General features: G+C 67.0%; 14 protein-coding genes. 6 read left to right on the forward strand and 8 right to left on the reverse strand.

The window, feature by feature from the left end:
• The coding region (locus BN996_RS08800; RefSeq protein ID WP_089778318.1) for an actin-like salactin at positions 1–1,025 on the forward strand (1,025 nt) is incomplete at its 5' end.
• A gap of 425 nt (positions 1,026–1,450) precedes the next feature.
• Here the strand turns inward: BN996_RS08800 and BN996_RS08805 are convergent.
• Positions 1,451–3,574: a histidine kinase N-terminal 7TM domain-containing protein gene (locus tag BN996_RS08805; protein ID WP_089778320.1), complete on the reverse strand. Its 2,124-nt coding sequence runs from the start codon at positions 3,572–3,574 to the stop codon at positions 1,451–1,453.
• A 322-nt stretch (positions 3,575–3,896) separates the two neighbouring features.
• Between BN996_RS08805 and BN996_RS08810 the strand changes: the two genes are divergently transcribed.
• Positions 3,897–4,352: a FlaD/FlaE family flagellar protein gene (locus BN996_RS08810; protein ID WP_089778322.1), complete on the forward strand. Its 456-nt coding sequence runs from the start codon at positions 3,897–3,899 to the stop codon at positions 4,350–4,352.
• A 24-nt stretch (positions 4,353–4,376) separates the two neighbouring features.
• Here BN996_RS08810 and BN996_RS08815 read toward each other — a convergent pair whose 3' ends face one another.
• Complete coding sequence (locus BN996_RS08815) at positions 4,377–5,519, reverse strand: acyl-CoA dehydrogenase family protein (protein WP_089778324.1); 1,143 nt, start codon at positions 5,517–5,519, stop codon at positions 4,377–4,379.
• Between the two features lie 153 nt (positions 5,520–5,672).
• On the opposite strand from BN996_RS08815, the gene BN996_RS08820 reads away from it, so the two are divergent.
• Both BN996_RS08820 and BN996_RS08825 read left to right on the forward strand, forming a co-directional pair.
• Positions 5,673–6,110 carry a universal stress protein gene (locus BN996_RS08820; RefSeq protein ID WP_089778326.1) on the forward strand — a complete coding sequence of 146 codons (438 nt, stop codon included), beginning with the start codon at positions 5,673–5,675 and terminating at the stop codon, positions 6,108–6,110.
• A 39-nt stretch (positions 6,111–6,149) separates the two neighbouring features.
• Positions 6,150–6,947 carry an RIO1 family regulatory kinase/ATPase domain-containing protein gene (locus BN996_RS08825; protein ID WP_089778328.1) on the forward strand — a complete coding sequence of 266 codons (798 nt, stop codon included), beginning with the start codon at positions 6,150–6,152 and terminating at the stop codon, positions 6,945–6,947.
• Positions 6,948–7,004: 57 nt separating this feature from the next.
• Here the strand turns inward: BN996_RS08825 and BN996_RS08830 are convergent, their stop codons facing one another.
• The 5 genes from BN996_RS08830 to BN996_RS08850 are packed head-to-tail and all read right to left on the reverse strand — an operon-like array spanning position 7,005 to position 11,970.
• Positions 7,005–7,742, reverse strand: a complete 738-nt coding sequence (locus BN996_RS08830; protein ID WP_089778330.1) for an ABC transporter ATP-binding protein — start codon at positions 7,740–7,742, stop codon at positions 7,005–7,007.
• Complete coding sequence (locus BN996_RS08835; protein WP_089778332.1) at positions 7,739–8,545, reverse strand: ABC transporter ATP-binding protein; 807 nt, start codon at positions 8,543–8,545, stop codon at positions 7,739–7,741. The genes BN996_RS08830 and BN996_RS08835 overlap by 4 nt, the downstream gene beginning before the upstream one ends.
• A complete protein-coding gene (locus BN996_RS08840) occupies positions 8,542–9,666 on the reverse strand; it encodes a branched-chain amino acid ABC transporter permease (protein WP_042663491.1) in 1,125 nt (374 codons plus the stop codon). The genes BN996_RS08835 and BN996_RS08840 overlap by 4 nt, the downstream gene beginning before the upstream one ends.
• Positions 9,663–10,604, reverse strand: a complete 942-nt coding sequence (locus tag BN996_RS08845; protein ID WP_089778334.1) for a branched-chain amino acid ABC transporter permease — start codon at positions 10,602–10,604, stop codon at positions 9,663–9,665. Before BN996_RS08845 ends, BN996_RS08840 begins: the two co-directional genes overlap by 4 nt.
• A 52-nt stretch (positions 10,605–10,656) precedes the next feature.
• Positions 10,657–11,970: an ABC transporter substrate-binding protein gene (locus tag BN996_RS08850; RefSeq protein ID WP_193310951.1), complete on the reverse strand. Its 1,314-nt coding sequence runs from the start codon at positions 11,968–11,970 to the stop codon at positions 10,657–10,659.
• A gap of 180 nt (positions 11,971–12,150) precedes the next feature.
• On the opposite strand from BN996_RS08850, the gene BN996_RS08855 reads away from it, so the two are divergent.
• Positions 12,151–12,990 carry a proline dehydrogenase family protein gene (locus BN996_RS08855; protein WP_089778338.1) on the forward strand — a complete coding sequence of 280 codons (840 nt, stop codon included), beginning with the start codon at positions 12,151–12,153 and terminating at the stop codon, positions 12,988–12,990.
• A 30-nt stretch (positions 12,991–13,020) separates the two neighbouring features.
• Here the strand turns inward: BN996_RS08855 and BN996_RS08860 are convergent, their stop codons facing one another.
• Entirely contained in the window at positions 13,021–13,740 is a 720-nt protein-coding gene (locus BN996_RS08860; RefSeq protein ID WP_089778340.1) for a helix-turn-helix domain-containing protein, read from the reverse strand.
• Between the two features lie 132 nt (positions 13,741–13,872).
• On the opposite strand from BN996_RS08860, the gene BN996_RS08865 reads away from it, so the two are divergent.
• Positions 13,873–15,399, forward strand: a complete 1,527-nt coding sequence (locus BN996_RS08865; RefSeq protein ID WP_089778342.1) for an aldehyde dehydrogenase family protein — start codon at positions 13,873–13,875, stop codon at positions 15,397–15,399.
• The last annotated feature ends 2 nt before the right edge of the window (positions 15,400–15,401 follow it).

Below are 15,401 nucleotides of genomic sequence, written 5' to 3' on the forward strand. Positions count from 1 at the left end.
CGGCCATCGGCGTCAAGTTCGGGAGCGCCCGGACGGCGCTCGTCTTCGACGACGGCGACGCGGAGTCGACGGTTTGCCTCCCTTCGTGTCTGGCCGACGACGACGAAAGCGACGTCGCGCTCAGCGGCGACGAGCGCGTCCGCTGCGACGAGGCGGCGGTCCGACGGGCTCCCGAACGAGGCGAGTTCATGCTCCGCTCGGGCGTGCCCGCGACCGCCCGCGACGCCGAGTTGTTCGAGCGGTTCGTCCGCGAACTCTGCGAGCGACACGACCTCCCCGCGGAGAGCGCCGTCGTGTACGCGATGCCGACCGTCGACGACAGGGTCGGCCTCGCGAACTTCGGGACCGCGGTCGGCGAATGCGGTCTCGGCGAGGCGCTCGCTCGCGGGGTTCCCGAATCGCTGTGCGCGTCGATTCCGCCGCTCGGCGACGGCATCGAGGCGGTCGACGAGGTCTTCGTCGCCGTCAACCTCGGTGCGACGAGCCTCGAAGCGTGCGCCTACCGACACGGAACGCGATTGCTCCCGTTCGTCTCCGCGGACGCGTCCGGCGACCGCGTCGACCGGCGCATCGCCGAGGCTGTCGAGGCCGAGACCGGCGGTCGCGCGACCATCGACCCCGTCACCGCCCGCGAGTACAAGGAGGGCCACGCCGACTTCGGCGGGTTCGAACCCTTCACCGACGCGGTCGAACACGGGAGCGAGAGCGCACACGAGTTCACCGTCGAACGAGGTGTGATGGAACCGCTCGACGACTACCTCGACGACGCGGTCGCCGAGCTCGGCGACTTCTTCTCGCGGTTGGCGAACGCGCACATGAAGACCTATCAGCTCGCTCGCGCCCGCCCGCTCGTCGTCTCCGGCGGGATGGCGTGCATCCCCGGACTGGTCGAGGAACTCGAATCGCGTCTCGCCGCGGAACTCGACCGCCCCGTCGACGTGGTCGCTCCCGACGACCCGGCGACCGCCGCGGCCGAGGGCGCACACAGGCTCGCGGTGCGACTCCGAGACCGGGACGCGGCCTGAACGGTCGGGAACCTCGTTTTTGCGCTGGCTTTGTTGCAGTCCGTAGAACCGACTAGAGCAGAGATGCACAGGGAGAGCGCGTTCGGCAACGCTTCGGAGAACTGGTGATCGAGTAAGGAGTCAATCGAGTCGCGACACCCAACTCTCACGGGGAACCCGACAGGAGTACAGTTGAAACCTTGAAATACTGACCGCCTACCGCGACTGTCCACCATCTAGATACGTGTGTGAAAGGTGAAGGAATTCCCCACCACCATGGAGAATACCCCACCTTCGTTCCCTTAACCGAGCGGACGTCTCGGTTAGGCAAGCCGGTGTTTTTTGTCAGAGGCACCCCGGCACCCGACAGTATTGGTCTATCGAAACAAAAACGGAGCGATTTATTCAGGATCGCCTCGGTCGTCCGCGGCCGCAATCCGGTCCAGTCAGTCCGTCTCTGACTCGCTCGTCACCGTGCCACCGTCGCCGACGGAGACCGCTCGGTCGGCGCTCCGGAGGCCGACGATTGCGACGGCCCCTCGCGGCTCGTTTTCCGCGAACCGGAGCCGACCGTTCGAGCGGTCGATTATCCACTGGACCAACCAGAGGCCGAGCCCGCTTATGTGCTGGAGCGGCGTCTCGGTTCCCGATTCGAGGACGGACAGTTCGGCGTCGGGGACGCCCGGTCCGTTGTCGGCGATTCGAATCTCGACGTAGTCGGTCGAGGGCTGACTCCGCTCGACGGTGACCGAGACCTCCGGGACGACGCGGTCGTTGTGTTCGAGCGCGTTGTCGATGAGGTGCTTGAGCGCCGACTCGATGAGGTCGTCCGCGGAGACCCACATCTCCTCGGGCAGGTTCCGATGGACGATGGCCTCGGGGTAGTCGGACTCGACGTCGTCCAACTGCGTCTCGATGCGCTCGACCACCTCGACGGGTTCGAGGCCGGACGACTCGCGGGTGAGCGTCGTGTCGATGTGCCGGGTCTGCTCGCCGAGTTCGACCAGCGACGACGCCTTCCGCTTTATCGTCCGAGCGTGGTCTTTCGACTCGGCGGGGATGCGTTCGTCGAGGAGGAGGTCGGCGTGGCCGAGGATGACGTTCATGTCGTTTCTGAGGTCGTGCCGGAGGACCCGGTTCAACACCCGGAGGCGCTGTTCGTAGCGATGCCGACTCGTCACGTCCCGCGAGTTCAACACGACGCCGCCGACGGCGGGGTCGTCGAGGAGGTCCACGCCCACCGTCTCGAACCGCCGCCACGAGCCGTTCTTGTGGCGGACTCTGAACTCCGCGCGCACGGGCGAATCGCCGGTGACGACCTCGTCGAGGGTGTCGGCGACCCGGTCTCTGTCTTTGGGGTGGACGAGGTCGAGCACCGACTCGCCGACGAGCGCCTCGGTCCGATAGCCGAGCACCTCCGTCACCGAGGGGCTCGTGTAGGTCCGTTCGCCGGCCTCGTCGAGGACGGTGATGACGTCCCGCGAGTTCTCGATGAGCGCGCGGAACTCCTCTTCGGTGCGGCGGCGCTCCGTCACGTCGTAGAAGAGGAGCAAGCGCGCCCGGTCGTTCGTCTGGCCGCCGAGGGACTCGGCGCGGACCTCGAAATACCGGCAGGCACCGCCGTCTTCGACGACCGCCTCGGCTCTGTCGCCGCCCTCCAACACCGCCCGAACCTCGGTCGGGACGCGGACGCTTTCGAGGACGGACTCGCCGATGCAGTCGGCGACCGGCCGCGCAAGCAGTTCCGAGGCGGCACCGTTCGATTCGACGATTCGGTCCTGTTCGTCGAGGACGACGACGGCGTCGCGCATCTCCGAGAGAATCGCGTCGCGGGCGATGGGCGTGATGTCGAACAGCTGGTGTCTGAAGAGCGCCCAGAGCACGACGACCGAGCTGACGCCGATAGAGACGGGGATCGGATTGATGCGGAACGGGAAGAAGAACTCGCCGCCGAGCGCGGCGAGAGGGATCACCCCGGCGACGAAGAGAAACCCGGCCTGTCGACGGTGGATGTTCGTGCTCTTGAGGTACGTCCGCGCGATGACGCTCACCCCGATGACGGCGACGCCGAACCCGTACACGGTGTGTGCGGCGAGAACGAGGTCCGGACCGAACGGACCGAGGAAGTCCGCGCCGGAGACGGTGAATCGGTCCGGTCGCGCGGCCCGCCAGAGGACGAGCGGCGACCCGAGCAGTCCGTGCGAGGCGTTCGTCAACTTGAGGGAGATAGCGACGGCGGGTTCGACGGCCAGAAAGCCGAGCATCCGCGAGGAGAGCAGTTGGTCCTCGCCGGCATAGACGAGCGTGAAGACGAGCCATATCGTCGGGAGCACGGCCGCGCCGGCCCACGCCAACTGCGCGTAGAACAGTTCGCTGGCCGGCGTCGTCGCGAGGAAGACGAAGCCGTACGCGGTCGCCCAGACGCTCCCGGTGAGCGTCAAGAGCGCAAAGGGGAGACGGACGCGCCGCGAGTAGAGTCGGAACCGACCGAGAACGACGAGCGTCACGACCCCGGCGAGGATGCCCGCGGCGAACAGCGCGTACGCGTGTGGGTACTCGACGCTGGTCATGAGGTGGTCGTGGCTCGCATCTGTGACTCTCTTGGAACTGTTCTTTCCGATGAGTGTCACATCGGATCGATATCAAACGTGTAGCCGGTTCGGAACTTAAGCGGTTCGCCCTGTCTATCAACGCTGATATCGGGCTGGTTCAAGTCGGATCGGCCGTATAAGTCCCGGTAGCGCACTGTCGTTCCACCTGCCACTCGCCCCCATCATCCGATTATCAGTCACCCAGTTCGGACGACTCGGTCGGCCCGCGGAACCACGGAACTGTCACGCGTCGGACGTTCGCCCGAACGCTTAATTCGGATGGACGCACACGCAGGGATAGATGCCGCGCGAGTCACGTCACCCCGCCGACGCCGACGACCCGACCGGGCCGAGGCCCCGTCGCGGGGCCGGCGACCGAACGTTCGACTGGGCGGACCCGCCGACGAACCGGACGTGGCGCGACGTGGCCCACGAGCGCCTCCTCGCAACGACCGCGGCGGTCACCTCGGACGGCGAGCCGTTCCTCGACGACGTTCCGCGGACCCCGCGGGCCGAGCGCGTGCTCCTCGACTGGTGTGTCCACCTGGTCGAGCGACTCGGCGGGCGCGGCGCGCTGGAGATGGCGTCGTACTACCGCGACATCGGCTGGATCGGCGACGGGGCCCACAACGCGATTCGCGAGCGCGTCGTCTCGTTTACCGTTCCCGCGGACTTCGAAGACGCGCCGACCGAAGAAGACCACGTCCGCAGTTTCTCGTACGTCGCCCGACTGTCGGCGATGGCCGACTCGGAGTGAGTCAGCGCCGGACTCGACGGCCGCTCAGAGGCCGAGTTCGCGGCCGATGATGAGATGTTGAATCTCGCTCGTCCCCTCGCCGATCTCCATGAGTTTCGCGTCGCGGTAGAACCGCTGGGGCGCGAAGTCGGTCGTGTAACCGTAACCGCCGAGCACCTGCACCGCGTCTTCCGCGACCTCGCGGGCGGCCTCCGAGGCGTCGAGTTTCGCCAGCGCGGACTCCCGGCTCACCCGCTCGCCGGCGTCGTACCGCGTCGCCGCCTTGTGGGTGAGCAGTCGCGCACGCTCGGTCTTGCGGTGCATCGAGACGAGTTTGTCGCGGATGGCGTCGAACTTCGCAATCGGCCGGTCGAACTGTTCGCGCTCTTGAGCGTACGATTTCGCGTGGCCGTACGCGCCCTCGGCGAGCCCGACCGAGAGCGCCGCGATGGAGATGCGGCCGCCGTCGAGGGTCTTCATCGTCTGTTTCCAGCCCTCGCCCTCCTCGCCGAGGAGGCGGTCCTCGGGCACCCAGCAGTCGTCGAAGGAGAGCTCGCAGGTCGGCGAGCAGTTGAGTCCCATCTTGTCCCACTCGGTCGTCACCTCGAAGCCGTCGTCGTTCTCGGGGTCGACGATGAACGTCGAGATGCCGTCGTAGCCCGCGCCGGGGTCCGTCACGGCCTTCACGAGGACCGAACCGGCGACGCTCGCGTTCGTGATGAACTGCTTCGTGCCGTCGATGACGTAGCCGTCGCCGTCCCGCTCTGCGACGGTGTCCATGTCGCTGGCGTCGCTCCCGGAGCCGGGCTCGGTGAGCGCCCAGCCGCCGAGGTGCTCGCCGGTCGAAAGCGGCGTGAGCCAGCGTTCCTTCTGCTCGTCGGTGCCGAACAGCTCGATGGGCTTCGACGCGAGGCTGACGTGGGCGGCGTACGACAGGCCGATACCGCCCGAGACGCGACCGAGTTCCTCGACGACGAGGGCGTACATCAACTGGTCGCCGCCGAGGCCGCCGTACGCCTCGTCGATGGGGACGCCCATCACGTCCAACTCGGCCAACTGGTCGAATATCTCCGCGGGGAACCGGTGTTCGTCCTCGATGTCCTGCGCGATGGGGGCGATTTCTTCCTCGCAGAACTCGCGGACGGTGTCCCGAATCATCCGGTGTTCGGCCGGGATGTCGAAGTCCATGCGGCAAACTATCGCCGTGCCGGACATAAACTAATCGAACGACCATGAAGGATATGTGGCCGTGGAGGCGAAAGCGGCGGCCCGCTCCGGGACGCTCCCACCGCGTGGGAATGGCCGGTCGGGTCTTTTTGCGCCGCGCTCCGAGACGCTCGTATGTACTCTCACATCCTCTTTCCGACCGACGGAAGCGACTGCGCGGACGCCGCCTTGGACCACGCCATCGAACACGCCCGCACCTACGACGCGACGCTCATGGCGCTCTACGTCGCGGACGTGCGCGAGGTCGGCTACGCCGCGCCCGCGCTCTCGCTCGAACGGGTCCGCGAGGCGCTCCTCGAAAGCGGCGAACAGGTGTTAAATCGCGTCGCCGAGCGGGCCCGCGAGGCCGGCGTCGAGGTCGAGACCGTCGTCAGCGAGGGCACGCCCGCGAGCGAGATTATCCGCCACGCCGACGAGCAGGAGGCCGACCTCGTGGTGATGGGGACCCACGGCCGGAGCGGCATCGACCGCTACCTCATCGGGAGCGTCGCCGAGCGCGTCGTCCGCGGCTCCGACGCGCCCGTGTTGACCGTCCGACAGGAGTCGGCGTAGGCCCACGAGGTTAAGCCGCCCCTCGTCTTACGGGGGTGCATGGACCTCCGTCGGCTCGTCCGCGGCCGCCTCGGGTGGCCGCGTCTGGAGACGGTCGCCCGCGAACTCGCCCGGCGATACGACCGCGACAGCCTCCACATCCGATTTCTTGAGGCGGACAACTGGCTTTCGACCCCGATGGTCGTCGACGACGAGTGGTTCGTGAAAGTCATCTCCAAACAGAACTCGCTCGTCCACGCCGTCTTCACCACCGGGCGGAACCTCGGCGCGTTCTCCAGCGGGACGGAGGGATTCTTCGGCCACTTCGGGACGCCGCTGGAGATGGCCGAACACGAACTCGAAGCCACGAAGCGACTCCGCGACATCGGCCTGCAAGCGCCCGCGCCGGTCGAGGCGTTCGAGGTGGACGGCCTCGGCGTGCTCGTCCTCGAATACCTGCCGAACTTCCACACCCTCGACACCGCCCCGCGGGAGGAGGTCGAACGGCTCGCGCCGGAGCTGTTCGCGGCGCTCGCGGAGATGCACGACAACCACCTCGCCCACGGCGACCTCAGAGCCGAGAACGTCCTCGTCCGCGAGGACGGCATCTACTTCATCGACGCGACGAACGTCAACGACGAGGGGATGCGCGACGCCCGCGCGTACGACCTCGCCTGCGGGCTGGCCGCGCTCGAACCGCTCGTCGGTCCCAAGCGGGCCGTCGCCGCGGCGCTCGACTCCTACGACGCGGACGCGCTGTTGGACGCCGTCGACTTCCTCGACTTCGTCAACATCCGGCCCGACCACGACTTCGACGCCGCGTCGCTCAAAGGCGAGATAGAAAAGCACGCGGCGTAGTCGTCGGGGCCCGCGAAAACAGAACGAAAAACGCCGGGACGCGGGGCGCGAACCGCGCTACTCGCCCTCGACGCCCTCGTAGTCCGCGCCGCCCATGTAGAGCCGCGAGACTTCGGGGTCGTCGAGGAGGCCGTCGGCGTCGCCCTCGTAGGCGACGGTCCCCTGGTCGAGGACGTAGCCGCGGTCGGAGATTCCGAGCCCCTCGCGGGCGTTCTGCTCGACCATCAGGACCGCCGTCCCGAGTTCGTTCACCTTCTTCACGTCCTCGAACACCGACTGAACGATGTTGGGCGCGAGGCCCGCCGACGGTTCGTCGATGAGAAGCACTTCGGGCTCCATCACGAGCGCGCGGGCGAACGCGAGCACCTGCCGCTGGCCGCCCGAGAGCGTCCGCGCCTTCGCCGAGCGCTTCTCGTCGAGAATCGTGAACTGGTCGTACAGCTCGTCGATGCGGGCCTGCAGGCCCTCGGAGCGGGCGACGCCGCCCATCCTGAGGTTCTCGTCGATGGTGAGAGAGGAAAAGACGTTGTCAACCTGCGGGACGTAGCCCATCCCGACGCGGACGAGGTCCTCTGGCTCCTCGCCGGTGATGTCCTGCCCACTCAGTTCGACCGAGCCGGTCCACGGCTTGAGGAGGCCGAACACCGTCTTGAGGACGGTCGACTTCCCCGCGCCGTTCGGCCCGATGATGCAGACGATTTCGTCAGATTCGAGGTGGAGCGTCAGGTCGCGGAGGACCTGCACCTCGCCGTAGCCGCTGTCGACGCCGGCGACGTCGAGTGCGCGGTTGGTCACGGGCCGGCCCCCCCGAGATACGCCTCGATGACGCGGTCGTCAGAGCGGACTTCGTCCGGCGAGCCCTCCATGAGCACCTTCCCTTGGTCGAGGACGATGATGCGGTCTGCGAGGTCCATGATAAACGGCATATCGTGTTCGATGATGAGGAAGGTCTGGCCCTCCTCGTTGAGTTCGCGGATGAACCGCTTGATGTCGTTCGCGAGCGTCGGGTTGACGCCGGCGACCGGCTCGTCCAAAAGCAGGATGTCGGGGTCCGTCGTGAACGCCCGCGCGAGCTCGACGAGCTTCATCTGCCCGCCGGAGAGGTCGGTCGACGGCTGGTCGATGAGATGCCCGATTTCGAACCGTTCGAGCAACTCGCGCGTCTGTTCGATGTTCGCCCGCTCCTCTTCGGTCACGTCGGAGCCGGAGAGGAAAAGCGAGAAGACGGACTCGCCTTTCTGCGGGCCGGGACCGACGAGCATCGCCTCGCGGACGGACATCCCCTCCAGCCGCCGGGGCGTCTGGAAGGTCCGAACGAGCCCCTTTCGGGCGCGTTCGTGCGGTTCGAGGTCGGTGACGTCCTCGCCGTTGACGGTGACGTGACCGGCGTCGTTCTCGTAGAAGCCGGAGATGAGGTTGAACAGCGTGGACTTCCCCGCGCCGTTCGGTCCAATCATCCCGGTGATGGTCCCGCGGTCGACCTCGATGGAGACGCCGTCGGTGGCGACGAGGCCGCCGAACGCCTTCTCCAAGTCGGTCGTCTTCAGAACGACGTCGTCCTTGTCGAGGCGCGCTCCCTCGTACGCGTCGTCGTTCATCGGTCGTCACCCCCGTTCGAGACGGTCCCGCCGTCGGAGGCGGCACCAGAGGCGGGTGCGCCACCGGCACCGCTTCCGTCGCGCGCCGCCGGCCAGATGAGTTCGTCCTTCGGGGGAAGGAGCCCGTCCTGCCGGAAGCGCATGATGAGGATGATGAGCCCGCCGACGAACAGCAGTCGGAGCGGGGCCAGGTCGACGCCGAGCGTCTGGATGAACCCGATGTCGTTGAGGAAGCGCGTCCCCTCGCGGATGGCGATGACGACGGCCGCGCCGACGACCGCCCCGCGGTTCGACCCCGTGCCGCCGAGGATGACGGCGATCCAGATGTAGAACGTCGTCAGGGGGACGAGGTCGGAGGGGTCGATGTAGAGGTTCAGGTGCGCGTAGAACGCCCCGGCGATAGCCATGATGACCGAGCCGATGACGAACGCCTGCATCTTGAACCGGTAGGTGTCCTTGCCGAGCGCCTTGGCGAGGTCCTCGTCGGACCGGATGGTCCGGAGGACGCGCCCCCACGGCGACCGGTGGACGCGCCGGAGGAACAGGTAGACGACCGCGATGAGGGCGACCACGATTGCGGCCGTCGTCGCGGCGTCGGTCAGCGGCAGCCACGACATGAGGTTCGGGATGCCGCTGATACCGCTCGACCCGGCGGTCCACCGGCGCTCGTTGAGGATGATGGCGCGGATGACCTCGGCCAGTCCGAGGCTGGCGATGGCGAGGTAGTCCTCGCGCAGGCGGAGCGTCGGGATGCCGATGAGCACCGCGATGAACGCGCTCACGACGATTGCCGCGAGGAACCCGAACACCGGGTGGAGTCCGAGTCCGAGCGGGGAGTTCGGCGCGGTCAACAGCGCGGCGCAGTAGGCTCCGATTCCCCAGAACGCCGCGACGGAGAAGTTGATGAGCCCGGCGTAGCCCCACTGGACGTTGAGTCCGAGCGACAGCAGGGCGTACATCCCGACGAGCGCGATTTGGAACAGGAGGAACCGCGGGCCGATGACGCCGACGAAGACGCCGACGACGAGCAACACGGTGACGAGTCCGAGCGTGGCGAAGATGCGCCGCTCGGTCGCGTCGCGGACGAGCGTCTCGCTCACCCACGAGGAGACGGAGCTCATCCGCTATCACCCGCGATTCCGCTCGGGCGAACGAGCAGGATGGCGACCATGATGACGAACGCGACGGCCGCGGCGTACTGCGAGCCGACCGGGCTGATTCCCCACTGGTAGAACAGGGGAACGAGCTCGTGGACCATTCCGATGACGAGGCCGCCGAGCATCGCGCCGTAGACGGAGCCGATGCCGCCGAGGATGACCGCGGCGAAGACGATGAGCAGGATGTCGAAGCCCATGCGCGGGCGGACGAGTTCCTCCAGTCCGAGGAAGACGCCGCCGGCCGCGGCGAGCGCGCCGCCGATGAGCCACATTGCGAAGATTACCTCGTTGGTTCGAATCCCGCTGACCCGCGCGAGGTCCGCGTTGTCCGCGGTCGCGCGCATCTTCCGGCCGAGGGTCGTCCGCGTCAGCGTCAGGTGCAGCGTCGTCACGAGGACGACGGTGAGCGCCACGACGACGAGGTTGCGCGGCGTGACCGCGATGCCGAGCGACTCGCGGACCCACGGAATCGGCCCCTGTCTCGGGACGCCGTAGCGCTCGGGCTCGGTTCCGAACGACAGGAAGACGAGCGCCCGATAGACGAGCGCGACGCCGATACTGGAGATGAGAAGCCCGATAGAGCCGCTTCCCTTCACCGGGCGGTAGACGACGCGGTCGGTGACGACGGAGATGACCGCTGCCGCCCCCATGCCGAACGCGAGGGCGAGGAAGAACCAAAGCGGCAGTCCGAACACGCCCGCGTCGCCCAGCATCGGTCGGAGGAAGCCGACCGAGAACAGCGTGGAGAACGCCCCGACGGTCATGAGGTCGCCGTGGGCGAAGTTGGCGAAGTCCGCGATGCTGTAGACGAGCGACAGCCCGATGGCCGCGAGGACGATGATGCTCGAAAACACCACGCCGTTGGCGACGTACTGGAAGGGGCTGACTTGGAGCGGTATCACGGCTCCGGAACCCTCCCGGCGGTCGTTCGGCGTCCGTTCCGTGCGTGCATAGTTAGCTCGTGATGTAGTCGCCGAAGACGTACTCGTGGTCCTCGACGCTGTAAATCTGGTAGTAGCCCGGCGGGTCGCCGTTCTCGTCGAGGTCGACCGGGCCGCTGACGCCCTGATAGTTGATGTCGCTCGGCGAGCCGCCGTCGCGCAGGACGGCCGCGGCCTCCTCGAAGTTGAAGACCTCCTCGCCCTCGGGGCGGGTCACGTCGCGGACGACGGCCGACAGCGCCTCGCCGGAGAACTCGTCGGCCGCCTCGATGGCGAGCGCCGCCACCGTGACGGCGTCGTAGGCGTACGCCGACCAGACCGTCGGCGTCGCGTCGTAGTTCTCCTCGAACGCGGCGACGAAGTTCTGGTAGTTCTCTTGGTCCTGCGGGGCGCTCTCGGTGATGCCCTTCATGCCGTCCATGCTGCCCGCGGGCGTGTTCTCGATGATGGAGTCGGCGACGGTGGACTCCGCGCCGTAGTAGTCAACCGCGGTGTTGTAGCCCTGGTCGAACCCCTCGTTGACCATGACGGTGTACTCGTTCGCATAGGTGAGGAAAATCCACGCCGAGGCGTCCGTCGACGCCATCTCGGTGAGGATGCCGCTGTACGACGACTGGCCCTGGTCGTGGGGTTCGTTGTAGGCGACCGTGCCGCCGAACTCGGACTCGAACGTCTCGGCGAACACGTCTGACAGCCCCGTCCCGTAGTCGTTGTTGATCCACGTGACGGCGACGGTGTCGTGACCGTCGTCGCTGACGAGGCCGGCGAGCGCCTGCCCCTTCGCCGCCCCCGAGGGGCTCATGCGGAGCAGTTCCGGGCGCGTCGTGAGTTCGGGGCTCGTGCTGTTCTGGCTGATTTGAACGACGCCCGCCTCCTGCGTGACGCTGTCGTGGATGGCGATGGAGACGCCGGAGCCGACGGAGCCGATGAGGAGCGGCACGCCGTCTTGGTTGACGAGTTTCTGTGCGCCGTTGACGCCCCCCTGGTTCGTACTCTCGTCGTCCTCGACGGAGATGTTCAGCGACGCCCCCTCGGAGCCGATGCCGACCTCGTTGACGGCGGCCAGCGCGAGTTCGCGGCCGCGGGTGTTGCGCTCGCCGTACGGCGCGAGCGACCCGGTGAGCGAGTCGACCATCCCGATGGTGTACGACTCGCCGCCACCGCCGCTTTCCTCGGTAGTCGTGGTCGTCTCCTCGCCACCGCCGCCGCCACCGCCGCTTTCCTCGGTAGTCGTGGTCGTCGTGCCGTCTTCTTCGCTTTCGAGACAGCCGGCGGTCGCTCCGACGAGCGCGAGTCCCGATAGTTTCAGTAGCGTTCTGCGGCCCATGTCGTGGGATGACATAACATGCAAACCACTCCAATTATCGTAAATATACCTGTAACCGCCCATGGTCGGGAGTCGGAAATCCGTCGGACGAAACGAGGCTCCCCGGATTATTTCAGATGTATTTTCAAGAATTATTTGGTAGGGTCTCTCTTTAGGGTACGTGTCTCACAATAGCGGGACATGATACCCCCCATCGCGAACAACTTCGTGGCGGGTGAGACGGCCGACGGGGCGGTCTCGCACGTCGAGTCGCTGAACCGAGACGGCATCGCGGGGATACTGAACCTGCTCGGCGAGCACTACTCCGACCGGGCGAACGCCGACGTCGACGCCGACGCGTACGTCGACCTCGTCCGCCAACTCGGCGCGACGAACCTCGACGGCTGCGTCTCGGTGAAGCCCTCGCAGATCGGCCTCGACGTCGGCGACCGCGCGTTCCGGGAGAACCTCGACCGCATCGTCGACGCCGCGGACGCCGAGGGCGTGTTCGTCTGGGTCGACATGGAGGACCACGAGACGACCGACGTGACCCTCGACGCCGTCGACGACCTCGGTCATCGGACGGGCGGGAACGTCGGCGTCTGCGTGCAGGCGAACCTCAAACGGACGCCCGACGACCTCGAACGCCTCGCCGACGTGCCGGGGAAAGTCCGCCTCGTCAAGGGCGCGTACAACGAGCCCGCGTCCATCGCGTACAAGGAGAAGTCGAAGGTCGACGAGGTGTACAGGGACCTCCTCGAACAGATGTTCACCGAGTTCGACGACGGCGTCGCGGTCGGCAGTCACGACCCGCACATGATCGCGCACGCCCGCCGCCTCCACGAACAGTACGGGACGCCCTACGAGGTGCAGATGCTCATGGGCGTGCGCGAGGACGGCCAGCGCGACCTCGCGGCCGCCGGCATCGAGACGTGGCAGTACGTCCCCTACGGGGACAACTGGTTCTCCTATTTCTACCGGCGGGTCCGCGAGCGGAAGTCGAACGCGCTGTTCGCGCTCCGCGCCGTCGCCGGCGTCTGAGCCGGGGCCGGTCCCTCGATTCGGCCCGCGCTACTGCGGGTCGAGCAGTTTCGATTCCGCCTTGCGCAGGTGTTCGAGGAGCGTCGTCTTCGAGATGTCCATCTCGGCGGCGAGTTCGCGGGTCGACACCTCGCGGGGCCAGCGGTAGTATCCTTCTTCGCGCGCGAGCTCGAACGCCTGCCGCTGGCTCCGGGTGAGCGTGTCGAGTCGCCGACTGCGCTCCGGTTCCGCCCCCTCGGACGTGGAGATGGAGGCGACGCGAATCTCCGCGCCGGTCTCGTCCATGACGGTCTGGATGCGCGGCTGTATCTCCCCGCGCGCGCCGGCGAACCAGACCTCCCACCGCTCGCGGCCGTTTTCTATCTGCGTGGGTGCGCTGTGGACGAACCCGTGTTTGAGCAGTTCCGGGCACATCATGTCGCTCGGGTCGTACTCAAGGAAGAACTCGCGGGCGACCGGGCCGGGGGCGACGTGCTTCCCGCGGGAGTCGAACCGCTCCTGGAGTTCCAACACCTCGCCCGTGAGGTCCGAGTCGGCGATGACGTCGAGGAGCGTCTCGACCTCGTCGAGCGACTCGCCGTAGGCGGTGAAAAGCCCGTTCGACCGCTCGACGCCCGCGGTGGGGGCGTCGTAGATGGCGTGTGCGAGGATGCCGCCGTCGTACTCGCTCGTCGATTCGATTGCCCAACAGTTCGGATGCCACAGGTCGAGCGTGAGGCGCGTACCTTCACCTGCCGTGCGCTCGCTCATACACCGGGTAGCACGGCGTTACGTAAGATGTTATCTGTGGTCGCGTGGGGCGACGCCGCCGTCGACTCGCCGAGCGACCCCTTCCATGGGAGGGTCCGGGGTTATTAATCCTAGTTGTGACTCTAGAATCATATGGCGCAGGACGAATATCGGCACTATATCGACGGCGAGTGGACGGACGGAACCGGCGACGAGACGTTCGAGAGCACGAACCCCGCGACGGGCGAGTCGCTGGGGACGTTCCGGCGCGGCACGCCCGAGGACATCGACGCGGCGGCCGCCGCGGCCGACGAGGCCTACGAGGAGTGGCGCGAACTCTCGCACATCGACCGCGCGGAGTACCTCTGGGACATCTACCACGAACTGCGCGACCGCACGGAGGAACTCGCGGAGGTCGTCACCAAGGAGTGCGGCAAGGAGATCTCCGAGGGGCGCGCCGACGTCATCGAGGCGTACCACATGGTCGAGTGGGCCGCGGGCGACGCCCGCCACCCCAAAGGCGACGTGATTCCCTCCGAGATTCCCGCGAAGGACGCCTACATGCGCCGCAAACCCCGCGGCGTCGTCGGCTGTATCACCCCGTGGAACTTCCCGGTCGCCATCCCCTTCTGGCACATGGCCGTCGCGCTCGTCGAGGGCAACACCGTCGTCTGGAAGCCCGCCGAGCAGACGCCGTGGTGCGGCCAAATCATCGCCGAGATGTTCGAGGACGCCGGCATCCCCGACGGCGTGTTCAACATGGTGCAGGGCTTCGGCGACGCCGGCGCGAGCATCGTCGACGACGAGCGCGTCGACTCCGTGCTGTTCACGGGCTCCGCCGAGGTCGGCCACGAGGTCGCGAGCAAGGTGGCCCAACAGCCCGGCAAGCTCGCCGCGTGCGAGATGGGCGGCAAGAACAACGTCGTCATCACCGAGAAGGCGGACCTCGACATCGCGGTCCACTCCGCGACGATGTCGTCGTTCAAGACCACCGGCCAGCGCTGTGTCTCCTCCGAGCGCATCGTCGTCCACGAGGACGTCTACGACGAGTTCAAGGAGCGCTTCGTCGAGAACGCGAAGAACGTCTCCGTGGGCGACCCGCTCCGCGAGGACACCTTCATGGGCCCCCTCATCGAGGAGGGCCACAGGGAGAAGGTCACGAAGTACAACGAACTCGCGGAGAAGGAGGGCGTGAACGTCCTCGTCGACCGCACCGAACTCGACGCCGACGAGATTCCCGAGGGTCACGAGGCGGGCCACTGGGTCGGGCCGTTCGTCTACGAGGCCGACCCCCACGACGACCTCCGCTGTACCCACGAGGAGGTCTTCGGTCCCCACGTCGCCCTCCTGAAGTACTCCGGTGACATCGAAGACGCCGTCGAGATTCAGAACGACACCGACTACGGGCTGGCCGGTGCCGTCATCTCCGAGGACTACCGCCAGATAAACTACTTCCGCGACCACGCCGAGGTCGGCCTCGCCTACGGCAACCTCCCGTGTATCGGCGCGGAGGTCCACCTCCCGTTCGGCGGCGTGAAGAAGTCCGGCAACGGCTACCCCTCGGCCCGCGAAATCATCGAGGCCGTCACCGAGCGCACCGCGTGGACGCTCAACAACTCCAAGGAGATTCGCATGGCTCAGGGCCTCTCCGCGGACATCAAGACCAGAGAAGACGAGTAAGG

It is taken from the genome of Haloferax massiliensis (genome assembly GCF_001368915.1).
Classification (GTDB): Archaea; Halobacteriota; Halobacteria; order Halobacteriales; family Haloferacaceae; genus Haloferax; species Haloferax massiliensis.